19 protein-coding genes are annotated in these 25,493 nt (G+C 43.1%); 7 read left to right on the top strand and 12 right to left on the bottom strand.

All coding sequences use genetic code 11. The annotated features are described in order from the left end of the window. Positions 1-49: 49 nt before the first annotated feature. From rpsJ to NPUN_RS19600, 8 genes are all read right to left on the bottom strand, one after another. On the bottom strand, positions 50-367 hold the full coding sequence (gene rpsJ, locus NPUN_RS19635) for a 30S ribosomal protein S10 (RefSeq protein WP_008232935.1): 318 nt from the start codon (positions 365-367) through the stop codon (positions 50-52). Between the two features lie 179 nt (positions 368-546). Beyond that, positions 547-1,776, bottom strand: a complete 1,230-nt coding sequence (tuf, locus tag NPUN_RS19630) for an elongation factor Tu (RefSeq protein WP_012410239.1) — start codon at positions 1,774-1,776, stop codon at positions 547-549. 23 nt (positions 1,777-1,799) lie between these two features. Further along, positions 1,800-3,878 carry an elongation factor G gene (gene fusA, locus NPUN_RS19625; RefSeq protein WP_012410238.1) on the bottom strand — a complete coding sequence of 693 codons (2,079 nt, stop codon included), beginning with the start codon at positions 3,876-3,878 and terminating at the stop codon, positions 1,800-1,802. Between the two features lie 138 nt (positions 3,879-4,016). After that, complete coding sequence (rpsG, locus tag NPUN_RS19620) at positions 4,017-4,487, bottom strand: 30S ribosomal protein S7 (protein ID WP_012410237.1); 471 nt, start codon at positions 4,485-4,487, stop codon at positions 4,017-4,019. A 553-nt stretch (positions 4,488-5,040) separates the two neighbouring features. Beyond that, positions 5,041-5,424 (bottom strand): 30S ribosomal protein S12, encoded by a 384-nt coding sequence (rpsL, locus tag NPUN_RS19615; RefSeq protein WP_012410236.1) that lies wholly within the window; start codon positions 5,422-5,424, stop codon positions 5,041-5,043. 126 nt (positions 5,425-5,550) lie between these two features. Then, positions 5,551-5,880 carry a HesB/IscA family protein gene (locus NPUN_RS19610; RefSeq protein WP_012410235.1) on the bottom strand — a complete coding sequence of 110 codons (330 nt, stop codon included), beginning with the start codon at positions 5,878-5,880 and terminating at the stop codon, positions 5,551-5,553. Positions 5,881-6,108: 228 nt separating this feature from the next. After that, a complete protein-coding gene (locus NPUN_RS19605) occupies positions 6,109-6,528 on the bottom strand; it encodes a cupin domain-containing protein (RefSeq protein ID WP_012410234.1) in 420 nt (139 codons plus the stop codon). A 311-nt stretch (positions 6,529-6,839) separates the two neighbouring features. Then, the gene (locus tag NPUN_RS19600) at positions 6,840-8,855 is read right to left on the bottom strand and encodes a phosphodiester glycosidase family protein (protein ID WP_041566302.1); all 2,016 of its coding nucleotides are present in this window, start codon (positions 8,853-8,855) and stop codon (positions 6,840-6,842) included. Between the two features lie 763 nt (positions 8,856-9,618). Here NPUN_RS19600 and gltB point away from each other — a divergent pair. Beyond that, positions 9,619-14,304: a glutamate synthase large subunit gene (gene gltB, locus NPUN_RS19595; protein ID WP_012410232.1), complete on the top strand. Its 4,686-nt coding sequence runs from the start codon at positions 9,619-9,621 to the stop codon at positions 14,302-14,304. 189 nt (positions 14,305-14,493) lie between these two features. Here gltB and NPUN_RS19590 read toward each other — a convergent pair whose 3' ends face one another. Further along, a complete protein-coding gene (locus NPUN_RS19590) occupies positions 14,494-15,405 on the bottom strand; it encodes a polysaccharide deacetylase family protein (RefSeq protein WP_012410231.1) in 912 nt (303 codons plus the stop codon). A 1,715-nt stretch (positions 15,406-17,120) separates the two neighbouring features. Between NPUN_RS19590 and lepB the strand changes: the two genes are divergently transcribed. Further along, positions 17,121-17,693: a signal peptidase I gene (lepB, locus tag NPUN_RS19585; RefSeq protein ID WP_012410230.1), complete on the top strand. Its 573-nt coding sequence runs from the start codon at positions 17,121-17,123 to the stop codon at positions 17,691-17,693. A 120-nt stretch (positions 17,694-17,813) separates the two neighbouring features. Here the strand turns inward: lepB and NPUN_RS19580 are convergent, their stop codons facing one another. Together NPUN_RS19580 and NPUN_RS19575 are read right to left on the bottom strand one after the other, a co-directional pair. Further along, a complete protein-coding gene (locus NPUN_RS19580; RefSeq protein ID WP_012410229.1) occupies positions 17,814-18,347 on the bottom strand; it encodes a ComEA family DNA-binding protein in 534 nt (177 codons plus the stop codon). 14 nt (positions 18,348-18,361) lie between these two features. Next, a complete protein-coding gene (locus tag NPUN_RS19575) occupies positions 18,362-18,736 on the bottom strand; it encodes an NINE protein (RefSeq protein ID WP_012410228.1) in 375 nt (124 codons plus the stop codon). A gap of 183 nt (positions 18,737-18,919) precedes the next feature. Between NPUN_RS19575 and NPUN_RS19570 the strand changes: the two genes are divergently transcribed. Continuing rightward, positions 18,920-19,843 carry a J domain-containing protein gene (locus NPUN_RS19570; protein ID WP_012410227.1) on the top strand — a complete coding sequence of 308 codons (924 nt, stop codon included), beginning with the start codon at positions 18,920-18,922 and terminating at the stop codon, positions 19,841-19,843. A 126-nt stretch (positions 19,844-19,969) separates the two neighbouring features. Then, the gene (locus tag NPUN_RS19565) at positions 19,970-20,293 is read left to right on the top strand and encodes a DUF1825 family protein (RefSeq protein ID WP_012410226.1); all 324 of its coding nucleotides are present in this window, start codon (positions 19,970-19,972) and stop codon (positions 20,291-20,293) included. Between the two features lie 64 nt (positions 20,294-20,357). Here the strand turns inward: NPUN_RS19565 and NPUN_RS19560 are convergent, their stop codons facing one another. Continuing rightward, entirely contained in the window at positions 20,358-22,283 is a 1,926-nt protein-coding gene (locus NPUN_RS19560) for a transglycosylase domain-containing protein (RefSeq protein ID WP_012410225.1), read from the bottom strand. Between the two features lie 173 nt (positions 22,284-22,456). On the opposite strand from NPUN_RS19560, the gene tyrS reads away from it, so the two are divergent. The 3 genes from tyrS to NPUN_RS19545 are packed head-to-tail and all read left to right on the top strand — an operon-like array spanning position 22,457 to position 25,104. Then, entirely contained in the window at positions 22,457-23,644 is a 1,188-nt protein-coding gene (gene tyrS / locus NPUN_RS19555) for a tyrosine--tRNA ligase (protein WP_041566301.1), read from the top strand. 21 nt (positions 23,645-23,665) lie between these two features. Then, complete coding sequence (gene pyrF, locus NPUN_RS19550) at positions 23,666-24,397, top strand: orotidine-5'-phosphate decarboxylase (protein ID WP_012410223.1); 732 nt, start codon at positions 23,666-23,668, stop codon at positions 24,395-24,397. Beyond that, complete coding sequence (locus NPUN_RS19545) at positions 24,394-25,104, top strand: hypothetical protein (protein ID WP_041565518.1); 711 nt, start codon at positions 24,394-24,396, stop codon at positions 25,102-25,104. Before pyrF ends, NPUN_RS19545 begins: the two co-directional genes overlap by 4 nt. Positions 25,105-25,493: the final 389 nt, after the last annotated feature.

Here is a 25,493-nt window from a genome sequence, read left to right as displayed (position 1 = left end):
TGTCATTTGTCCTTTGCTAATGACAAATAATCAATGACTAATGACTAAATTAAAGTTTGACTTCAATATCTACACCCGATGGTAGATCCAATTTCATCAGAGCATCAATAGTTTTAGAAGAAGGCTGGTAAATGTCAATAATCCGGCGATGGGTACGGGTTTCAAAGTGTTCCCGTGAATCTTTATCTACGTGAGGCGATCGCAGCACACAATAGATCCGGCGTTTTGTAGGTAAAGGAATTGGGCCTATGGCTGTAGCGTTGGTGCGGTTAGCTGTGTCTACAATCTTCTCGCAAGATGTATCTAATAAGCGCCTGTCAAAGGCTTGTAAGCGAATTCTAATCTTTTGCTGCTGTAGAGTTGCCATCTTTAATTTTCCAGGTTCTGCGTAATTAGGGGATTATTTACAAGTTAAAGGTTACAGGGTAAAGGTTGCAGAAAACTATTACCTGTCCCCTGTAACCTATTACCTTATTTATAGAGGGAAGAGAAAGGAGCAGAGAGGAATTATACCATCTCTGCTCCTTTGTTATGAGCGAAAAGGTGCTATTTGATAATTTTGGAGACGACACCAGCACCGATGGTACGTCCACCTTCACGGATAGCGAAACGCATTCCTTGTTCAATAGCGATCGCGTTGATCAATTCTACTGTCATCTTGATGCGATCGCCTGGCATCACCATTTCTACTTCTTTGCCTTCATCGGAGGTGTAGGCTTTGATAGTACCAGTTACATCGGTTGTCCGTACATAGAACTGGGGACGGTAGCCAGCGAAAAATGGAGTCTTACGACCACCTTCTTTTTCTGTTAGGACGTATACTTCCCCTTCAAATTGAGTGTGAGGTGTAATTGAACCTGGTTTGGCTATTACCATACCGCGCTCGATATCTTCTTTTTTGAGACCACGCAGTAGTACACCCGCGTTATCTCCAGCCAGACCTTCTTCGAGGCTCTTCTTGAACATCTCAATCCCGGTGACGGCGGTAGTACGAGTGTCTTTCAGGCCAATTAGCTCGACTGTATCGCCAACCTTAACTTTCCCGCGTTCAATCCGTCCAGTAGCCACAGTACCACGACCTGTGATGGTGAACACGTCTTCTACTGCCATCAAGAAGGGCTTATCTACATCCCGCTCAGGAGTGGGGATAAAGGAATCCACAGCATCCATCAATTCGTAGATTTTATCTACCCAAGGATTTTCACCTTTTTTGGTCTTAGGATTCTTGGTCATTGCTTCGAGAGCTTGCAGACCAGAGCCTTTAATAATAGGGATATCATCGCCAGGGAAGTCATAGCTACTTAACAGTTCTCTGAGTTCTAGTTCTACTAGTTCCAAGAGTTCTGGGTCATCCATCAAGTCTTCTTTGTTCAAGAATACAACCAGACTAGGAACGCCCACCTGTTTTGCTAACAGAATATGTTCGCGGGTTTGGGGCATAGGGCCATCAGTAGCAGCTACTACGAGGATACCTCCATCCATCTGAGCAGCACCAGTGATCATGTTCTTCACATAGTCAGCGTGGCCTGGACAGTCTACGTGAGCATAGTGCCGATTTTCGGTTTCATACTCAACGTGAGCGGTATTGATGGTAATACCCCGTGCTTTTTCTTCTGGCGCGTTATCGATTTGGTCGTAGCCTTTAGCTGTAGCTTGACCAAGAGCTGCCAAGGTCATAGTGATGGCTGCTGTTAACGTGGTTTTACCGTGGTCAACGTGGCCAATAGTACCGATATTGAGGTGGGGTTTATTTCTTTCAAACTTTGCGCGTGCCATGAATGCTCATTTCCTTATTTTAACTAAGCGTTCCCTTTGCTTTTTGCAATGATAGTTTCAGCTACGCTGCGAGGCACCTCTTCGTAGTGGCTGAACTCCATCGTGAAGGTACCCCGACCTTGCGTTTTTGACCGGATATCAGTGGCGTAGCCAAACATACTCGCCAGTGGAACTTTGGATGTTACCTTAGCGAGTCCCTTTTCGGTGCTTTGGCTTTCAATCTGCCCTCGGCGGGTGTTGAGGTCGCCAATGACGTTCCCCATATAGTCTTCAGGAACTTCAACTTCAACTTTCATCATAGGCTCTAAGATGACAGGTGAAGCTTTCAGCACAGCCTCTTTCATCGCCATTGAGCCAGCGATTTTGAAAGCCATTTCTGAAGAGTCTACATCGTGGTATGACCCATCAATTAGTGTCGCTTTAACGTCAATCAACGGGTATCCAGCTAGAACACCAGATTCGCAGCTTTCTTTCATCCCTTGTTCTGCGGGGCCAACGTACTCTTTAGGTACTGTACCGCCAGCAATTTTGGAAACGAATTCAAAGCCAGTACCGGGTTCTCCAGGCTCCAAATTGATCACAACGTGACCGTATTGACCTTTACCACCACTTTGGCGGATGAATTTGCCCTCAACTTTGTTCACAGCTTTCCGAATTGTTTCTCGGTAAGCTACTTGTGGCGCACCTACATTCGCTTCCACTTTAAATTCTCGTAACATCCGGTCTACTAGAATTTCTAGGTGTAGCTCTCCCATCCCCGCAATCACGGTTTGGTTTGTTTCGGGATCGACACGGACACGGAAGGTGGGGTCTTCTTCTGAGAGAGATTGCAGAGCTTTGGACAACTTGTCCATATCGTTCTTGGTTTTGGGTTCAACCGCCACCGAGATCACAGGCTCAGGAATGAATAGGGATTCCAAAATTACTGGCGATCCATCATCACAGAGCGTGTCACCTGTTAAGGTGTCTTTCAAACCCAGAGCTGCTCCCAAATCACCTGCTCGCAGTTCATCGACATCTTGCCGATCGTCTGCCTTCATGAGAACTAAGCGGGAAATCCGTTCTTTTTTATTCTTACTAGCGTTGAGAACGTAGCTGCCCTTTTTCAGGACACCAGAATAAACGCGAACAAATGTCAGGCGACCGTAAGGGTCAGCCATAATCTTGAATGCCAGAGCTGCTAGGGGTTCATTGTCATCAGCCCGTCGCTCAATAGTATCGCCATTGGGAAGTAAGCCTTGAATTGGCGGTACTTCACTTGGCGCTGGCAGGTAATCTACAACGGCATCCAGCATCAACTGCACGCCTTTGTTTTTGAATGCTGAACCGCAAAGTACTGGTACAATTGTCCCCGCAATTGTGCCTTTACGCAGAGCAGTCCTAATTTCCTGTTCTGTAAGTTCTTCGCCCTCGAAGTACTTAGCCATCAGAGCATCATCGGTTTCTGCCGCAGCTTCTATGAGCTTAGTGCGGAATTCGTCTACCTGCGCTTGCAATTCTTCCGGGATATCGGTTTCCTGGATATCGGTTCCTTGGTCGTTGGCGTAAATGTACGCACGTTGCCGTACTAGGTCAACGATACCTTGGAAGTCATTTTCACTACCAATGGGTAGTTGAATGGCGATCGCATTCGCCCGCAGGCGATCGCGGATTTGCTCGTGAACTTTATAAAAGTTCGCTCCGGTGCGATCCATCTTGTTGATAAAGGCTATCCGAGGAACTTTGTAGCGTTCTGCTTGCCGCCACACTGTCTCAGACTGCGGTTGCACGCCGCCCACAGAACAAAATACTGCGATTACACCATCCAACACGCGCATGGAACGCTCAACTTCAATTGTGAAGTCTACGTGACCCGGAGTATCGATAATGTTAATTTGATGATCTTTCCAACTGGTACTAATAGCAGCAGCAGTAATGGTAATTCCCCGCTCCCGCTCCTGCTCCATCCAGTCTGTGACGGCAGTTCCTTCATGAACTTCGCCAATTTTATGAATTATCCCAGAGTAAAATAATATTCTCTCTGTTGTTGTTGTTTTGCCCGCATCTATATGCGCCGCAATACCAATGTTGCGTACTTTCTCTAGCGGGATCGTGCGTGCCACAGCTACCTCCTATAGTTTTTGCCTCATGATATCTTGTATATTACTCTTTGTTAAGATTCTATACTTTTACGGAAAACCGTCTTCTTTTTGTAAATCTACGATATACCGCTTCGGCAAGGCGATATATCGCTTTTCTACTTAATAACGATAGTGGGCAAATGCTTTGTTAGCTTCCGCCATCCGGTGCGTTTCTTCGCGTTTCCGAATTGCATTGCCAGTTTCGTTAGCAGCATCCATTAACTCATTTGCCAATTTGCTTGCCATTGTCCGGCCTGGTCTAGACCGGGAATATTGCACTAACCAACGCAGTGCTAAGGTAGTGCCCCGTTCTGAACGCACTTCCATTGGTACTTGATAGGTTGCTCCACCTACTCGTCTAGCTTTCACCTCTACTAAAGGTGTGGCATTTCGCACTGCTCTTTCAAAGGTTTCTAAAGCACCATTTCCAGTGCGTTCCTCAATAGTTTTCAATGCTTCATAAACAATTCGTGCGGCAAGTGATTTCTTGCCATGACGCATGATCCGCCTGATAATCATGCTCACAAGGCGACTGTTATATACAGAGTCAGACGGAACTGGGCGCCTTTGAATAACACCACGACGAGACATACTTCACCTTTAATTCGGAATTGGCAACGAAATTATATGCTATCAGACACCGTAAACTAAAAGCTGTGGAACCCAACCCTCAGACTTTTTCAATTTTGTTTTCGACTGTTGCAGCAAGACTGACCTATGGACTGCCAATTTTGGATTAGAGTTTTTGGTAGACGTTCCGACCACAAGGATTGGAAAAAATCAAAAGTCTGTAAGCCTCATCCCCTTGTGGGTTCGACCAATCCAAAATTGCAAATCGCTCGACTGAGCGTAGTCGCAGTCTAAAATCTAAAATTCATTGACTTGCTACCTGCAACTAAATACTTAAGGTGACAAGATTCTAAACCTTAATGTCCAGATTAGAATTCTGCTGTGGGTTACAGCATTCTCCTCAGAACTTCTACACTTGCTCGCTTAGTGTAGGTGTAGCTTGCTTGATTTTTTTTTAACAGACTTGAGCAGCCTTCATGACTGCTCTTAGAACACAGACCCTGATAGTTTTTTGTCCTTGGGCGCTTCGTAAGATAAACGATTAACCGTGTTGGGTGCGATTAATCGCCTAATCCTATTTTTTCGCTTCTTTCGGACGCTTGGTTCCATACTTGGAACGCCCTTGTTTACGGTCTTTGACTCCGGCTGTATCTAGGGTGCCACGGATAATGTGGTATCTCACGCCTGGTAGATCCTTAACCCGACCGCCACGAATCATCACAACTGAGTGTTCTTGTAAGTTGTGACCAATGCCTGGAATGTAAGCTGTGACTTCAAATCCAGAGGTAAGTCTGACTCTTGCTACTTTCCGTAGAGCTGAGTTAGGCTTCTTGGGCGTGGTCGTGTATACTCTGGTACAAACTCCCCGACGTTGAGGGCATTGTTTCAGAGCCGGGGACTTTGTTTTCTGACGCGCTTGTTCGCGCTCATTACGTATTAGCTGCTGTATTGTTGGCATGAGTTACAGCGCGTAAAGCTGCTTATATGTCTAAGTTTTAACAAATCCTGATTATATCGTTTTTTAGTGTTTTATGTCAATTGTAATTTTTCCTTTTTTATTAGCAAACGATCGCTAATTTAAGGACTATTGATTGCTTGTCAAAAAAGAATTGCCACAGCCACAGGTTGCGATCGCTTGGGGATTGTGGAAGCGAAAACCACCACCCATTAAGTCTTCTGAATAATCTACCCTCAAACCGTTGAGGTAATTTAAGCTTGTAGCATCTATGACTATTTGAATCTCATCCAAGTTGAAAACCTGGTCGCCAACTTTTATTGTTTCATCGAAGGACATATCATAAAATAACCCAGAACAGCCACCTGGTTTTACTGCCAATCGAAACAAGATATTTGGCTGCTGCTTGGACTTTATTCGCCCAATTTCACTCGCGGCTGCTTGACTCAGATGAATCATGGAACTCGTTTTTTGCAATTGAATACCCCATCTTCATTTTACAGACAGATGGGTTAACTCTTGCTTCTCAAAAATTCTAAATTATCGAAGCCATGAGCGCGATAGCTATTACTACATTTATAGCACAACAAACTTCAGTCCCCACCTTAACTAGGTAGGGACTTCTGGGGTGCAGTGGTTCGCAAAGATGATTGGCACAAAAATGTATTCAGTTTTTAGATTAGAGCTTTAATCCTTAGTACGAGCATAGTCATCTTGGTAGCGGATAATGTCATCCTCTCCTAAGTATTCGCCATTTTGCACTTCAATTAACACCAAGGGAATCACGCCAGGATTTTCTAAACGATGAGATGTACATTGGGGTACGTATGTTGACTCATTATTGCTCAGTAATACTTCTTTCTCGCCACAAGTTACCCTAGCTGTCCCTGAGACTACAATCCAGTGTTCGCTGCGGTGGTGATGCATTTGTAAACTAAGGCGGTGTCCGGGCTTAACTTCGATGCGCTTGATTTTGTATCCGCGCCCTTCTTCCAAAACTGTAAAAGCACCCCAAGGACGTAACTCAGTTGCAGCAACGCCTCTGGAAGTGATAGTTGAAGGTAGGTGTAGAGTGTCAGTCTGTGTAGTTTCTTGATATCGAGCCATAATTACCTCATTTGAAGACATAACAAACCGTCTGTACTCTTAACTATTGATAAAAAATCTGGCGCTATGTTGCAACGTAGAAAATCAGCAATTTTGTCGCACCTTGATAAACATAACAAAATCGAACCTGATGGTGTAAACCATCACTATTAAAACTCTTAGGTTTACACTAAGTCTTCATCAAGCAAAGCGGCAGCTTGTTCTAATCTTTAAAAAAGATGGGGCATTGGGAATTGAAAAGACGCAGAGGAGTGGGGTGCTGTTCTTGCTGAGGACAAAACTCTTCTCCCTTGCCCCTACTCCCTACTCCCTCATGAACGTGGTTTCAGGAAAATACCAATTCCATTATGAACACGAGCAGCAGTACTAGGCGAACGGTCAAGTAGTTGCCCTCCTAAGTAAAGGCTGGTAGAACTACCGCCGTCCAGATTTAAGGCATCCACACAGCCCATCTGTTGCATTAATTGGGCATGTTCTGCCAATGTAGGACCATAACCGCCGGCACGATTATGGACGGCAGCAATCATCAGTGTGCCTGTTGCCGTTGTGCAAATACCGCTACGAATAGCCTTTTCTGCAATAAAGGCATTGCTGAATTTCTCGGCTTTGGCATCGAGGACAATTTGCCGATTTTGGATTAATAGCGGACCGGCTCCGATAATGTGGGGATAACGACTAAAATCACTGGGAGTAGTGCTGCTGGAAACACTTACTGCGCTTCCAATCGGTAACTGTGAAGCAGCACTGGTAGCGTTAGCGCGTAAAGCTAGGAGATAGCCATCGGGGGGAATGGGAACGGTCGTCCCACCAACTTTGCCGCCTGGTAGCTGCTGAGTAATTTGGTCTTTTTGTACCACTAGGATAATTTCGTTATCCGTTAAGGGTGTGTAAGTTGCTCCCCAAACAGGGGTGTAACGGGCAATGCCACTCTGGACGTAGCCACTATTAAGAAACAAAATTGGCAAGCGCTGGTTATTTGCAGTAATTAAAGTTTCTTCTAAGGTGAGACGACCGAAGTAAAATTGGCCTGAATCATTCCAAGCGATCGCACCCCGGTTAAGAATGGGGCCTGATAACCACTGACTATCCCGACGAATCGCACCCAATGGTAATCTATTATTGCGGTTAAAATAACCACCGTTAATTCCAGCTACTGCTAAGTAACGTTGTGCTGTTTGAATTAAGGGAGCAGTACCCCCAAGGCCATCAGGACTAGCCCACATAGGTTTTAACGTTAGCCCAAATTTACGGGGATTAACTTCTAACCAAACCACCGGAAAACGTTCTGTGCCTAAGTTGACATAATGCTGTCGCCAGCGTAATCCTGGGGCCCAAGTAATATCTCGTTCTTCTAGAGGATCGGGTCGAATATTGATAATCAGGCGATTGGGGTTAGCGACAGTCTTAACTTGAGGCGATAGACCAAAGGGAACGCTCAGACTAATAATCGTTTGGTTTTTCACCACCTGCACTTGTCGAATAAGTGGTTCAGGGGCTGGTGGTATTGGTTGTGTTGGTGTAACTGGTAATAATTGTTTGAGCAGGTTTGGTAGCAATGTTGGTGCTGCTGCTGGTGGCTGGGGAGTATAGCGTTCTATCAAAACTGGATCGGCTATTCCATCCAGGGTAATTGTCCACTCTCGATTTGGCGGTGTAGTGGGTTTTGGGGTAGGTGTGTCTGGATCGGAAGATGGAGTTTGCGGTTTTGCGATCGCTGATCCTTGTGCAACTTGCCAGGGAGTCGGCCGATCTAAATTTACAAGTATGCGAGTTTGTTGCAAAGGGGCACTTGCCTCTGGAGGTTCCTGGCTCTGAACAATATTCGTAATTTGTGCCTTTGGAGTAACAATCACCAAAATGTTGCCATTGGTTTGGATTTGCCATCCAGATGCTTGAGCAAAATTAGTGATATCCAGATAGCGATATGCTCCTACTAGCCTGGTGGCTAACACCAGTGGCGTTGTCGCCGTCGAAAACCACTGTATTGGTTGCTTCGCTGAACTATTACTGTTTAAGAAAGTTACTCCAATTAATTGCCTGAATGGCCCATCACTGATGTGAGTTGTCACCTGACCAGCTTTTCCAGATTGTTGTAACCAAGTTCCTGGTAAAGTACGACCATTGAGGGAAATTTGATTCCCAGAGGATACCATCCCTTTTAAAGGAGGTGCAGATAACTGGGAGATCAGTAGTTTGCTGTTTTTTGGCAACTCTTGGGCGTTGGTAGCACCAGTAGTCGTTAAACACAGTAATGTTAAAAGTATTGGTGACACAGTAACCCGGAAGAATCTGCGTTCGCTAATCCCTGATTGGTAACAACTCGGCATTTTTACCATAATTTACTAGGTACTTTTGAAAACTATCACCCCAAGGTATAAACTAACTAATTATTTGAAAATATTAAAAAAACATGACTTTATTTATTAAAAAAGATGCTAATATATATGTTGGATAATTGTCTTTTTAAGACAAGAATAAATTTAGATGCTAAAGCCACTGCAAAGAAGTGTTTTAACTGGCACTAATCCTAACCACACTATACACGGTAGTCTTGGTTATCAAAACTGGATTAAGATAGTCAATCCTGACTGAACGTTGCTACTTCAGTGAGGTCTAGTTAATAGTAATATGTAGCAACTGGTAAGCAGCAAAACTCCAGACAACAACAATATTTGGGAATTGTCAAATGGGTATATATTGTAATACGCTGATTTTATTGCCGGATCGGGATGAGTTTTGCTTTAAAACATAAGACAGCATTGAGTTTGATTTCAGGTGAGCCGAAATAGGCTCTGTAGATAGCTACCGTGCATCTGGAAAAAGGGAATTGAAAAAATACTTAGCTTCAGAATATAAAAAAGAAACTGTCAGGACAATAATCATGTCTTGGCGGAGGTAAATTGTCTGACACCGCATAAATACATAAAAAATACGCAACTATTTTAACACGGGTAAACGAAGAAAGTAAAACCGAAGTTAAAATTTTTTTTCCCTAAATTTCGGTGCTTATATATTTCTCCATCGTGGAATTTAGAAATTTTTCCCGTAAGTAGTGGCAAAATTGGTAACTCAATACTTCAGGAACAGGGTATGAATAATCAACCGATGAATCAAGAGCAGAAAATCACAGCAAATATCAACTCAAGAGATACCTATCAGGGGCAAAAGTGGTTAGTAGAAGAACGAGATGCCTGTGGTGTCGGTTTTATTGCTCATCGTCAAAATCATACCAGCCACGAAATTGTCGAAAAAGCCTTAGCTGCTCTAACCTGCTTAGAACATCGGGGAGGTTGTAGCGCCGATCGAGACTCTGGTGATGGGGCTGGAGTATTGACAGCTATCCCTTGGGATTTGTTCCAACAAGACTTTGCCCAAAGAGGGAAGGAATTTCCATCCACCAATAATATAGCTGTGGGGATGATATTTCTCCCACAAGACCAGGAAGCAGCACAAAAAGCTAGGGCGGCAGTTGAGCAAGTAGCTACTGAAGAAAAATTAATTGTACTGGGTTGGCGAGTAGTGCCAGTGCAATCTGATTTATTGGGTGTACAAGCAAGAGAAAATCAACCCCAGATTGAACAAGTTTTGTTAGCTTCTGTTGACAAAAGCAGCGATGAATTGGAACGACAGTTGTACATTACCCGCCGCCGAATTAGTAAAGTTGCAACCAATATCTCAGAAGAATTTTATATCTGCTCTTTGTCAAGCCGGACAATTGTCTACAAAGGCATGGTACGTTCTGCCGTATTGGGAGAATTTTATCAAGATTTAAAAAATCCGGTTTACAAAAGCGCCTTTGCTGTCTATCATCGCCGCTTTAGTACCAACACGATGCCCAAGTGGCCACTAGCTCAACCGATGCGGCTTTTGGGTCACAACGGCGAAATTAATACCTTATTGGGTAACATCAACTGGATGATGGCACGAGAAGCTAGCCTGAATCATCCTGTATGGGGCGATCGCATTAAGGAACTCAAACCATTAGTTCATATTGATAACAGCGACTCAGCTACCCTAGATAACGTACTGGAATTACTGGTGTGTTCTGGACGTACTCCCTTGGAAGCTTTAATGATTATGGTTCCAGAAGCTTACCAAAATCAGCCTTCTTTGCATGAATCTCCAGAAATTGTTGATTTCTACGAATATTACAGTGGTTTGCAAGAAGCATGGGACGGGCCAGCACTTTTAGTATTCAGCGATGGCAAAAAAGTTGGTGCAACGTTAGATCGTAATGGCTTAAGACCAGCTCGTTACCTAATCACCAAAGATGACTACATTGTTGTAGCTTCCGAAGCTGGTGTAGTGGACTTTCCAGAAGCCGATATTGTCGAGAAAGGTAGACTCGGCCCTGGGCAAATGATTGCCGTGGATTTAGTCAACCATGAAGTGCTGAAGAATTGGGAGATTAAGCAGCGCATTGCCAAGCAGCACCCTTATGGAGAATGGCTGCAACAGTATCGTCAAGAATTAAAGTCATTAGTCATTAGTCATCCGTCATTAGTAAATGGCAATGGCAAAGGACAAATGACAAATGACTCAGGACAATTGACTATTGACAAGCAAACCTTGCTTCAACTTCAAACCGCCTTTGGCTACACCACAGAAGATGTTGAAATGGTGATTCAACCAATGGCGATCGCAGGTTCAGAACCGACTTTCTGTATGGGGGATGATATTCCTTTAGCAGTGCTGTCAACAAAGTCTCACCTGCTTTATGACTACTTCAAACAGCGCTTTGCTCAGGTGACGAACCCGGCAATTGATCCCCTGCGGGAAAAGCTGGTGATGTCTTTGAAAGTCGAATTGGGTGAACGAGGTAACTTATTAGAACCCAAGCCAGAATATGCTCGGAGATTGAAACTTGAATCGCCAGTATTAACGGATGGTGAATTAGAGGCGATTAAGCTGTCGGGATTTGCCACAGCCGAGTTGTCAACCCTATTTGCGATCGCCAACGGCCCTGAAGGATTGAAAGCCGCAGTCGAATCTTTACAAGCACAAGCAGCTGAATCAGTCCGGGCAGGTGCAAAGATTTTAATATTAAGCGATAAGGAAAATGACGGTATTACCACAGAATATACCTACATCCCTCCCCTGTTAGCAGTCGGTGCTGTACATCATCACCTGATTCGGGAAGGGTTGCGGATGAAAACATCCCTGATTGTCAATACTGCCCAATGCTGGAGTACTCATCACTTTGCTTGTCTTATTGGCTATGGTGCTGGTGCAGTCTGCCCGTATATGGCTTTGGATACGGTGCGTGATTGGTGCATTGATCCCAGAACCCAAAAGTTAATGGGGGTGCAAAAAATTCCCACCCTTACCGTAGAACAAGCTTTAGGAAACTATCGCAAAGCAGTAGAGTCAGGTTTGCTCAAAATTCTCTCCAAGATGGGAATTTCTCTGCTCTCCAGCTATCAAGCAGCCCAAATCTTTGAAGCTATTGGCATCGGTAAAGATTTAATCGAACTAGGATTTCGTGGTACGACTTCCCGCATTGGTGGTTTGAGTGTTAGCGAACTCGCTGATGAAGTACTTTCCTTCCATGTCAAGGCTTTCCCAGAACTAACGACCAAGAAGTTAGAAAACCTGGGGTTTGTACAGTATCGTCCTGGCGGCGAGTACCACATGAATAGCCCCGAAATGGTCAAGGCGCTGCATAAAGCTCTAGATGGCAAAAACTATGACCACTACGAAGTTTACAAAAAACACCTCCAAGGCAGACCAGTAACGGCATTGCGAGACCTGCTAGATTTCCAAGGCGAGCGTACCCCAATTTCTATAGAAGAAGTAGAGTCGGTAGCTGAGATTGTCAAACGTTTCTGTACCGGTGGCATGTCTTTAGGCGCTTTGTCAAGAGAAGCCCATGAAACTTTAGCGATCGCCATGAATCGCATCGGTGGTAAATCTAACTCTGGGGAAGGTGGCGAAGACCCAGTGCGCTATAAAGTTCTAGATGATGTAGACGAGTCTGGTAACTCGCCAACCCTACCTCATTTAAAAGGATTGCGGAATGGCGATAAAGCCTTTAGTGCCATTAAGCAAGTTGCGTCAGGACGCTTTGGTGTCACGCCAGAGTACCTAGTCAACGCCAAACAAATTGAAATTAAAATTGCTCAAGGTGCCAAGCCTGGAGAAGGTGGACAACTTCCAGGGCCAAAGGTGAGCCAATATATTGCGATGTTAAGGCGCTCGAAGCCAGGTGTGACACTGATTTCGCCGCCACCACATCATGATATCTATTCAATTGAAGACCTAGCACAACTGATTTTCGATCTGCACCAAATTAATCCCAAAGCAAAGGTGTCGGTGAAGCTAGTTTCAGAAGTTGGCATTGGTACGATCGCGGCTGGTGTGGCTAAGGCAAACGCTGATATCATTCAGGTTTCTGGACATGATGGTGGTACAGGTGCATCGCCGCTTAGTTCGATTAAACACGCTGGTTCGCCGTGGGAATTGGGTTTAAGTGAAGTGCATCGGGTTTTGATGGAAAATAGTTTGCGCGATCGCGTGATTTTACGTGTAGATGGCGGACTTAAGAGTGGTTGGGATGTGGTAATAGGTGCATTGATGGGTGCTGAAGAATTTGGTTTCGGCTCCATCGCCATGATTGCTGAAGGCTGTATTATGGCGCGTATCTGCCACACGAATAATTGCCCCGTGGGTGTCGCTTCCCAGAAAGAAGAACTCCGCAAGCGGTTTACCGGAATACCGGAACAGGTTGTCAACTTCTTCTACTTCATCGCCGAAGAAGTGCGTAGTTTGTTAGCACGACTTGGCTACCGTTCTTTGTCAGAAATCATTGGACGTGCAGATTTGTTGAAACTGCGCCCAGAGGCAAAACTTACCAAAACGCGATCGCTAAATCTTGATTGTTTACTTAAGCTGCCAGATACCAGAGATAATCGTAGCTGGTTATTGCATGAAGAAGTCCACAGCAACGGCGTGGTTTTGGATGACAAGTTCCTTGCCGATCCCGACATTCAGGCTGCCATTAGGGATCAGTCCTCTGTCAAAAAAACTTACCCTATTGTCAATACTGACAGAACAGTGGGTACAAGATTAGCGGGAGCGATCGCTTCTCAATATGGTGACAGTGGCTTTGATGGACAAATTAATCTCAAGTTCACAGGTAGTGTTGGGCAAAGCTTTGGTGCGTTCAACCTCCCCGGCATAAGTTTGTCCTTAGAAGGAGAAGCAAACGACTACGTAGGTAAAGGGATGCATGGTGGTGAAATCATCATCAAACCTCCAACTGATGCTACCTATAATGCATCACAAAATGTCATAGTTGGTAATACGTGCCTCTATGGTGCTACTGGTGGCATGTTATTTGCCAATGGACAAGCAGGAGAACGCTTTGCTGTAAGAAACTCCAAAGGCATCGCAGTGATTGAAGGCGCTGGGGATCACTGCTGTGAATACATGACTGGTGGTGTGATTGTCGTCCTCGGTAAAGTAGGACGCAACGTCGCTGCTGGAATGACTGGCGGACTAGCATACTTCTTAGATGAAGATGACTCATTTCGTGAGTTAGTCAACCCGGAAATAGTCAAAATCCAACGGGTGATTACGGAAGTAGGTGCAAAACAACTGCAAGAGTTAATCCAAACTCATGCGGAACGCACTGGTTCACTAAAGGCAAAGAAAATTCTGCAAAACTGGCAAGAATTTTTGCCGAAGTTCTGGCAGTTGGTTCCACCTTCTGAAGCTGATAGTCCCGAAGCTAATCCTGAAAAAATAACTGAGTTGAGTTTAGTAACTAGTCATTAATAACTTCAGCAAAAATCTCTTTGGATTGCTAAGGCAGCCACCTGAACTTACTTCTGAGAATAGAGTAGAGATATAATAAAAATTCCCCTTATAAGGGGAATTTTTATTACCTAATTCAAAAATAATGTATTTTAAACAAAAAATATAATTTTAGTTTTTAGCCAATTATTATTGACCAATTAACCATAATTATTGCTTTTTATTAGCAAGCAACTTTTGACCTTTATCTTCTATTTCTAAAAGTTCTGGAATAGTCACAAAGCGATAGCCTTGCTTTCTAAAGTTGCTAATAATTTCTGGTAAAGCTTGTACAGTTCGAGAACGGTTCCCACCACCATCATGCATCAGCACAATACCACCAGGTTTTGAATCTTTAATTACGTTATTTATCAACTTTGGTACAGTCGGTAATTTGTAGTCTGTTGAGTCAGCCGACCACATGATTACAGCATACTTCTGTCCTTTAGCATAAGCAGACAATCCATTGTGCAGATTACCACCAGGTGGTCGGAAGAGATTTGTTTTAGCGCCTGTGATTTGATAGATTAGGTCTGTTGTGCGATCAATTTCAAAAGCTGCTGCTTGTTGATTAAAAAAGTGATACCAGTGATGCCAAGTATGGTTAGCAATGACATGACCTTCAGTTACAATTTTCTTTCCTATTTCTGGATAATTTTTTAGGTTTTGCCCAACAACAAAAAACGTTCCTTTGATATTATTTGATTTCAGAATATCTAGCACTTGCTCTGTAGTGTCAGGCCAAGGACCATCATCAAAGGTGAGAGCAATCACTTTTTCACCCTGAGTTAGTTTTGCCTCTTCAATTATTGCCCCTTGAAAACGTGATGGCACAGCGTAGGATAGCCCTTTTGTTTGTGCTTCTTGCTGCCAACTTGTAAACATCGCCGCCTTTAATTTCTCAATCCGCTGCTGAGTTCCTACATTTGCAGCCACATCCTTGACATCTATATTTTGTCTACTCTGAGCCTCTGAGGTATTTGGTCTGAGAAGCATCATGAAAGCAAGGCTAAAAACACCACCTAAAGCAAGCAGTGCAATTAATATTCCTTCTGGCCACAGAAACGACTTATTGTTTTCCACCTCATAGCTCCTTCAAAGATCGAACCATCAGCCACAGTTATGACGGTACGTTATAGCACATTTTTTTAGATATCTTAAATACCAGTTACTTTCTGGTAATTTTGAAAATTGGAATTGGGGCTAACGGAGGTTCACAATAGACTATACGGCTTTAACTGAACCTACATACTTAAGATTTGAATGAGTACTTACACAATACTTGGTACTGTTTAATGCCAACCCATTCATAAAAGGCAAGGTCTGCATTTCCACATTCTTACCTCTAGCTCTAAGAAAGAGTACAATTAGATAATTAGCCACACCCTAAAATCCTCTTAATAGGAGTCCTGAATTAGTTTCTGTCTTTCGCTTCACAGCGAAGGCAGTATTATCATTTCAAGTTTTATAGCTTTACAAATAAGATGAGCTAGACTGTCACGTATGCAGTTTGCAGTTTTGCGAGCTGAAGTTGTAATCTTCAGACATTCTGACAGTATAGTTGTAAACTATACAACTTAGTGAATTATTTGATTAACATACAAAACTACTTACAAGGGGCGGGGTATCTTTCAAAAAAGAGTCTAGTAAACTGTTAGGTCTATTCTTGATAAGATATATTCTACTGCCTGCTGCTATTGCTTCCTTTTTAAGAAAAAGTTAAATTTTCAACTGACAGAATATTACCTTGTACTTTCTATGAAATAGCTCAGACGAAAATTGATTCAATATAGTTTCTCATTGCCAAGGGGCACTTATTCGTTAATCTAGATACTTTTGATCAATCTAGCAAAAATATTTTTATCGGCAGTTTAATTATATTTTTAATGCTGATACTTTAAACTAAATTGCTAGTTACTTTTGTCGCTTAATTTTTTTCTCGATAACGATGGAGATTTATATCTTATTAATAGTACACTTTAATATGTACTGTCACCGTGGAATTACGGAAAAAATTGCATATACATAGACTAAGTTGTTAAAATCATCATAATATTAGGAATTTGCTTCGATTTCTGTTCGCGCAGCGTTGCCTAGCCATATTTACCTGCATAGATAGGCAATGGTCAATAGGAAAGAAAAATTTGTCAGTTGTACTGAGCTTTTTAAAAAATCAAATATCTGTGCTATATGACATCTATGCTATTAAACTATTTAATTCTACATTGAAATGTAATATTTTTTACTGGCATCATTTATTTCGGTTGCCATTTTGTGTTTAAAGTTACATTTTAATAGCAGTCTATTTTATGTAATATCACTTAATAATACATATCAAAATATATTTTATTTCAACTCAACCTTTACTAAGACTGACCTTCGGCCTTTTTTCACTGAAGTGAAGCGCATACTGTCAGATATGTCGAAAGCTGTTTTGCTATTTAACGACCAATTTTCTGCTCAAATAAAAAACCGACTGGCTGTATAGCTCTATCAATTGGTAACTAGCTTTTTTAGCACAAGGAAGCAAAACTGAAAGTTATCTAATAACTTGCCTTATAATTGCAGCAATTAGAATTAGAATTCTTAGATTATCGAGGAATCTTAATCATTAGCTTATATTGCCTTAAAGGGGCGATCGTTTATTACAGCATTTTTACTTATGTTCGGTAGATTAATAACTGTATCATTTAATATAAGTATAGATTTATGCATAACTTAGATTGTTTATTAGTATACCTTTTGAGTCAAAATAATCAAGGTATTTGTCCCACTTCTGAAACTGGCTACAAATTTTTATGATTCCTCACGAAAGTGATGCAAAAGAAGAACGTGCGTCGTCAAAAGTATTGCGTAGTTGGCAAGAAAATCTGATTTTAATTGCGATCGCATTATGTTTAGCATTTTTGATCAGAACTTTTATCGCCGAACCCCGCTATATCCCTTCGGATTCGATGCTGCCAACCTTACATACTGGCGATCGCTTGGTAGTTGAAAAAATATCCTACCATTTTCACCCTCCCATAACTGGGGATATTATTGTTTTTCAGCCACCCGCAGAACTACAACGTCGGGGATATCCTAAAGACCAAGCTTTCATCAAGCGGGTTATTGGCCAGCCTGGTGAGGTAATTAGTGTTGATTCTGGTAAAGTCTATCTCAACGGTCAACCCTTAACAGAAGACTACATCGCTGAACCACCAAATCAGCCATATCAAGCAGTGAAAGTCCCAGAAGACGAATTTTTTGTCATGGGAGATAACCGCAATGATAGTAATGACTCTCGCTATTGGGGCTTTTTACCCAGAGAAAATGTCATTGGTCGGGCAACGTTTCGTTTTTGGCCTCTCGATCGCATTGGGTTCATTTAATCAATTTTGGATTTTGGATTTTGGATTTTTCTTTCAATCCAAGTTGCGCTGTAAGCGCACCAAAGGTTCGACTCAAAATCTAAAATTAGCAGAGTTAGAAGTTTTAAAATAACTTCTAACTTAAAACCTTAAATAATACATCAGTTGAGCGATCGCATCACCGGATAAATCCAGCCGTCGTTGGAAATCAGCTAGGTTACGGTAAGGCCCGGAGGATTGCCGATTTTGAACCACTGCTTGGGCTAAAGATAAATCTATAAATGGAATTTGTGCTAACTTTTCGACTGTTGCTGTATTCGGATTGACTAAATGCGTAGCACTTTCTAAAGATTCGTGGTCATAGTAAATAAAATTCAGCAGAGGCTTTAATGGCTCCAGACGCGGCGCTGGTATAGCCAAAGCCGCAGCAATGTCTTCAATACAGTAAAATTTAACACCAGAATGGGAAAGTTCTACAAGCGATCGCGCTTGGTGAATTGACAAACCTGGTAGGCGTAACCAATCGTCTACAGTGGCTTGATTAGCATCAATGCGAATACCTAATTTGGCCGCTATCTGAATTTCTTCCCCAGATTGTAGGCGATAGTAGGGATCGTTGAGGAGCTTGGCGCGGAGTTTTTGCAACCTGGGGTTCAAAGGTAGCCAGTTATTCATGATTGTCGCTTACCTCAAGAAATCTGGTCTAGCAATTGGCGGCGCTTTTGCTCAAACTCATACTCTGAAATCAGTCCATCCTGACGCAAAGCATCTAATTCTCGCATTGCGTCAGCCATCGCTCCTACCTGATTACTTACCTTTTGTGAGTTCCTTGTCGCTGACTTGCCTAGATTAAAATTACGATCAAAAGCTTCTTCGTCTTGGGCTAAATACCAAACTCCCTCAATAGCACTAGCTACCTTGGGGATAGGTGTCCAAGAAAGTAATACATACAAAACACCCCACAGAGGCTGTCCCAGATAGAATTTATGTAATCCTGAAATTGTCAGCGTGCCAGAAAAAGCTAAAACAGCAGCAACGCTTCTACTTTTGCGCTTAGTCAACATATTTCTAATAAATCTACCAATACCACAGTTCCTACAATCAAACAGTCAACTACCCTGGCTTGCTCTCCAGACTTTCGAAAGTTCCTACACAGTTTAGTATTTGAAGAAATTTGAGTAAGTTTCACATGACTGTGCATTGAGCTTTGATGCTAATTTTAAGTTTTTAACAGCTTTATTACTACTATGTCACAGACCTTACTACCGCCAGGATGGGTTGAAAAGCTTTGTGATCCTTACGCTGTGCTAGGAATTTCTGTAATTGCTGACGATCGCCAGATTTTCAAACGCTATCACACTTTAGCGAAGCTGCTACATCCCGATCGCCATGCTAAAAACTGCAATCCAGACCAAAAATTAGCAACGGCAATATTTAGCCATTTAATCAACCCAGCTTATCAACAACTGAAACATCGACAGAAGCGCTTGATTGCGATCGCTATGCTGCGATCGGATGCAAGAGTTTCAGAGCAGAAGCCTTTGTCTTCTCAAAGTGCCATAGCTCAGGAAATTATGAAAATGTCTACACCTGAAGCAGAATTGTTTTACGAAGAAGCGATCGCCTGTTATGCAGAAGCCCAATACAAATCACTAGATCAGTTTTATCAGGTGACGCAACAAATTACTATACTGAATTTAGTATACCTACGGTTGCATAAACCAGACCTCTTCTTACCACAAAAAGCTGTTGCCATAATCCCTGAAGTAGAAGTTAACCCAGTTGAATTGACATTAACTGATGTTAAACCAGTTTTGACAAACTACGCTCAACGTCACTACCAGCGAGCTATTGAGTATGTCAGGCTAGGAAAATGGGTCATAGCCGTTCAAGAACTGCGCGATGCTATCAAGTTAGAGCCAAATAACAGCGATTATTATGCCTTATTAGGTTTGGTACATCTCAAACAGAAATTTATGGGGATGGCTAGGGTTTACATCTGTCAAGCATTAAAACTTAACCCGCAAAATTCACTAGCCTTAAAATACGCTCCCGAACTGAAAATTAAACTAGGTGAAAACACCAATCCTAAATCAATGGCTAAAGCTGTGAGTATTGCGGCTTTATTAAGTCGGTTTACACAGCGAAAAGGATCTCAAGTCAAGTGTTGAAATTTCGGTAACAAACCGTACTAAAACCGAAGCTTCGTCACTAGATTACTCACCTAAACTAAAATAATAAATAGAAGTAAAACTATTAAGCTACTGAGTCTGGGCGCTCAGTTTAATATAAGCAATATGGGATTCTTCGATTCTGAGATAGTTCAGCAAGAAGCAAAACAACTTTTTGAAGATTATCAAGCGCTAATCAAGCTTGGTAACAACTACGGCAAGTTTGACCGCGATGGCAAAAAGCTGTTTATTGAGCAAATGGAAGCCATGATGGATCGGTATCGCATCTTTATGAAGCGCTTCGAGCTATCAGAAGATTTTATGGCACAAATGACTGTAGAACAGCTGAAAACGCAATTAGGTCAATTCGGTGTCACCCCGCAACAAATGTTTGACCAAATGCACCTGACTTTAGAACGGATGAAAGCCGAGCTAGAAAAACAGGCTTAGTTAATTTTAGATTTTGGATTAATTGCCAATCCAAAATTCAAAATCCAAAATCTAAAATTCAAAATTATTGTGACTTGGGGCGAGAAAACTGGGAAGGTGGCTTGAAGTTTTCTACTGGTGTGTTCTTAAGCGCCTTCTCCATAAAATCTTTCCAGATGGGAGCGACCATAACACCACCTGTTGCATGGTCAGCTAGTTGTCTGTTGTCGTCTCTGCCTACCCAAACCGCAGTTGTTAACTGTGGCACAGTACCAACAAACCAAATATCTTTTTCGGATGATGTTGTTCCCGTCTTACCCGCAGCTGGACGACCGATAGCAGCACCTTTACCAGTACCTTCAGAAATTACGGATCGCATCACATCAAGAATTGCTGCTGATGCCCAAGGATCGAGAACTAGCTGTGGTTTGGGAGTGTTGTCTAGCAATACGTTACCACTACTATCAGTGACACGGGCAATTACAGTTGGTGGTGACTGCCAACCATAATTAGCAAAAGTTGCATAAGCACTTGCCATTTCCAGAGGTGTAACGCCAATTGCACCAAGAGGCAAGGAAGTAACAGGTTCCATCGGACTCATAATACCCAAGGTACGACAAGTTTCGATCACTCGATTCATCCCCACAGCCTTGCCAATCTTGATCACGGGAATGTTACGTGACTGGGCTAAAGCTGTGCGAATCGGCATCGATCCCCTAAAACTCCCATCATAATTTCTGGGAAAGTACCAACCGTTACCATCGCGATAGCTGACTGGAGAATCATCTACTGTTGAGTCTGGCGTATATTTACCAGTAGCGAAAGCTGTATAGTATACAAAGGGTTTAAAAGAAGAACCTGGCTGGCGTTGAGATTGAGTTGCACGATTGAATTCACTGGTCTTTGGATCTATACCGCCCACTAGTGCTTTGATAAAATGTGTGCGCGGATCAATTGACACCAGAGCCATTTGGTTCTTAGATAATCCCTGATCTAAAAGTTTTTTATGCCACTTAGTGACAGTTTCCTCTGCCATTATTTGGAATTTGGCATCAACTGTAGTTTGCACTCGCATCCCACCCTTGAGTAGTGTCTCACGCCCAAACTTCTTAGCCAATTCCTGCGCTACGGTGTTGGTTACATAAGGTAGGGCACTACCTTGAAAAGATTTGATTCTACCAAGTTTTATTTCCTGCTTGAGGGCATCGTCATACTCAGACTGGTTGATCCAGTTTAATTCCAGCATCCGCCCCAGCACTTCTTTTTGTTTCTGTTTTGCCAGCTTCATGCTCACAAAGGGGCTGAATTCTTCTGGTGCTTGGATCAAACCCGCCATCATTGCTGACTCACCCAAGCTTAAATATTCTGATGACTTATTAAAGTAACTACGGGCTGCCGTTTGTACACCATAATTGTTATGACCCCAATAAACTTGATTGAGGTACATTTCTAAAATTTGGTCTTTGGTGAGAATTTGCTCTAACCTGATTGCCAGCACGGCCTCCGCTAACTTGCGGGTAAAGGCACGCTTTTGAGACAAAAACAGGTTTTTTACCAATTGCATAGTAACAGTGGAGCCACCCTCTTTGACTCCACCTGCTACAGCGTTAACTACTATAGCCCGGCCAACACCAGTCGGGTTAATACCGTGGTGATCGTAGAAGTGACTATCTTCACTTGCTAATACCGCCCGTTTTAAGTTCGGAGAAATTCTATCCAGGGGTACGACTTCCCGGTTGGCTTCCCCGTGGATACTCGTTAAAAGTTTACCCTTAACGTCATAGATGTAAGTTGTTTCTGAGGGAAAGAAGTTACGTAGCTGTCTTACATCTGGCAAATTACGGAAACTAATGGCTAAACCAACCAGTCCTCCGGCTACAATGGAACTTGCCAACATGGTAATTGAGAGCAGAGTGCCGCCAGTTACCTGACCAACTCCTTTCAAAAACTCAAAACCTGATGAAGCCCGACGTTGTGGCTGTTTATCTTCAAAAGTCCTAGAAGACGACACGGCGATTTCACTTCCTCACTTATAAATTTAACTGTAATTGATTGGACGAAGCAAGGCGGTTAATTTTTTGCAATTATAGTAGTTTGGCAGATGAGAAAGTGGATAAATTGCAAGTGTTTATAACCAACTTAACTTCTAGTGTGCAAAACATAGCTAACAGTGGATTTTCTAGTATGACGCAAGATTTTGCTTGGCTGCGTCGTGGTGTTGTAGAAGTTTTTCCACAACCAGTTGATGTTAACAGTGAAAGTCTAGAAAAGCTTTTGACAACTACAAATAAACCTTTGAGGATCAAGTTGGGGATTGACCCGACTGGTACTGATATTCATTTAGGTCATAGCATACCAGTACGAAAACTGCGAGCGTTTCAAGATGCAGGCCATATAGCAGTTCTAATTATTGGCGATTTTACAGCACGCATTGGCGATCCGACTGGTAAATCTGAGGTGCGCCGCCAGCTTACAGAAGCAGATGTCGCCCAAAATGCCCAGACTTATCTCGATCAAGTACGTCCTATCTTGGATTTTGACACACCAGGAAGGTTAGAGGTGCGCTATAACTCCGAATGGCTCTCTGGGCTTAACTTGGAGAAAATTTTGGAGTTACTTTCTACGATGACGGTGGGGCAGATGTTGGCTAAGGAAGGATTTGCCGATCGCTATAAAAAAGAGAATCCGATTTTTATCCATGAGTTCCTATACCCGTTAATGCAAGGTTTCGATTCCGTTGCCGTGGAAGCAGATGTGGAATTAGGAGGGACCGATCAGAAATTTAACATCGCTGTGGGCAGAGATTTGCAGCGCCATTTTGGTCAAAAGCCCCAGTTTGGGATGCTGCTGCCAATTTTGATTGGCACGGATGGGGTGCAAAAAATGTCCAAGTCTTTAGGTAATTATATTGGGTTGTCGGAACATCCGGGGCAAAAATATCAGAAGTTGCAAGGGGTTCCAGATAATCTGTTGGAACAGTATTTTGAACTGCTGACGGATTTACCTTTGGATAATCTGCCAGAAAATCCCCGCGATCGCCAAACACTCCTCGCATGGGAAGTCGTCAAACAGTACCACGGCGAAACAGCCGCCCAAGAAGCCAAAGAAGCAGCCCAAAGCGGCGGAAAGGAAGGTGCAGTTCCCGAATTTTCTCTAGCTGAGATATCGCATCCCGCTAAATTAGCCTATATTCTCAATGTCACTGGCTTATGCAAAAGTACAGGGGAAGGTAAGCGGAAAATTCAAGAAGGTGGGGTGCGTATAGATGGCGATCGGATTACCGATGTTGATACTACTTTTGCTGATTCTGCCCAGTTACAAGGTAAGGTTTTACAAGTTGGGAAAAATAAGTTTGTGCGTCTAGTACCTTAAATGGGGAATGGAGAGTAGGGAATGGGGAATGGTGGACAGGCAGAACAACGAGTTATTGTGGCATTGGATGTGCCAGATGAACAAAGTGCGATCGCTCTTATAGATCAACTCCCGCAAGTCGGTTTTTGGAAAGTCGGCTTAGAGTTGTTTACCAGCACTGGCCCCAAAATTCTGGAAGTCCTAAAGTCTAAGGAAAAGCGCATTTTCTTAGATTTAAAGTTTGATGATATCCCCAACACCGTTGCTGGTGCTTGCCGGAGTGCAGCTAGATACGGAGTGGATTTGCTGACGATTCATGCTACCTGTGGTAGAGATGCCCTGAAAGCCGCAATTGAGGCGGCACACGAAGGGGCTGTAAAAGCAGGTGTACAACCACCAAAGTTAATTGCTATTACCCTGCTGACGAGCATTTCTGCTAGGCAGTTGGCGTTTGATTTAAAAATACCTCTGGAATTGCCAGAATATGCTCTAGAAATGGCCCTGCTGGCTCAAGAATGTGGTTTGGATGGGGTAGTTTGTTCGCCTCAAGAAGTGGCACAGCTACGAGAGACTTGTGGAGATCGCTTTTTGCTAGTTTGTCCCGGCGTTAGACCAACTTGGGCAGATAATGCAGATCAAAAGCGATCGCTCACTCCAGCACAAGCCATGAAAGCTGGTGCAGATTATTTAGTAATTGGCCGTCCCATTACTACTGCTACTGAGCCAGAGTTAGCCTGGAAAAGGATTTCTGAGGAGTTAACCACAGTGGCATGAAGCTAAGAGTCAGTGAGAAACTGGGAGACAGAGTGCAGGGTGTAGGGGAGAAAAATCTTGCCTCTTCGCTCAAGAAGAAAAATTATAGTTGGCTTGTCGCTTGTGGCTTTTGGGTTTTAGTATCAAATAGTCTTACTTACCCAGCGTTCTCGAAAAACCTCACCCCTAACTCATCGGCGCTAGCAGAAAGGGAAAATATCAACCATGGGGCGAAGTCTCTCTGTTCTGAGCAAAGTTTAGAAACATTAACTATACAGCTACTCCAAGATTTACCTAGTTATACTAATCGCGCTAGTCAACGCGCCCGTCGCCTCAGCAGAAGTAGTGATATTTACGGTTATATGTTAGTGGCAGGAAGACCTGAGTTTACTCCTTTGCCACTTAACCTTGAAGAATATAGTGCAGATGCGTCTAAAAGCTCTGCATCAGGAGTTGAGCAAGTTTTCTTTACTACCTTGGAGCGGCAGTACATAGGAAAGAAAGCGATCGAATTGCAGGAATTCCACTGGCTGTTGTTGACTAAAACTACAACTGGTTGGCATTTAGTGACGATGTTTTCTCAAACTGGTTCCAATTCAGCACAGCAGCCATTATCCCCGCCACGCGATAGCAGTAATGGCACTGTTGCCCAAGCAGTGAATACTTGGTTACGCGATTGCCAAGCTGGAAGTGTCCGACGGATGCGTGCTGTGAATGGTGGACAATAATCCCGCCCAGAACTGAAGTTATGAGCTGATAGCCAAAGTCCACTCAAGTGGACTGAATCGATCGTTTATAGGACTTACGCACAAGTTACGGGATAACGAAATAACGTAGACTCGTAGCGGCTTGCCGAATGCTACCGCAGAAAAGCCCTTCTACCCCTGCGGGGAAGCAAGCTACGCCCAGCAGCAACCACAGGAGAAGCAACTGGCGACGACATGGAGAAATGAGAGTTTGAGAGATATTTTGCGTCAGTCCTAATTTGGTCCACCCTGAGTGGACTTCAGCGATGAAACTCGGAATTCATTCCGAGGCGGGATGAAAACGCAGTACGAGATTTAAAAGATATAGCTGCGGTAATTCTTGTGTTTACACTGTAGCCTTTTAGCAGAGA

Source organism: Nostoc punctiforme PCC 73102 (assembly GCF_000020025.1).
Taxonomy (GTDB): domain Bacteria; phylum Cyanobacteriota; class Cyanobacteriia; order Cyanobacteriales; family Nostocaceae; genus Nostoc; species Nostoc punctiforme.
The sequence above is the reverse complement of the archived record's forward strand: the minus strand, read 5'-3'. Positions and strand labels throughout refer to the sequence as shown.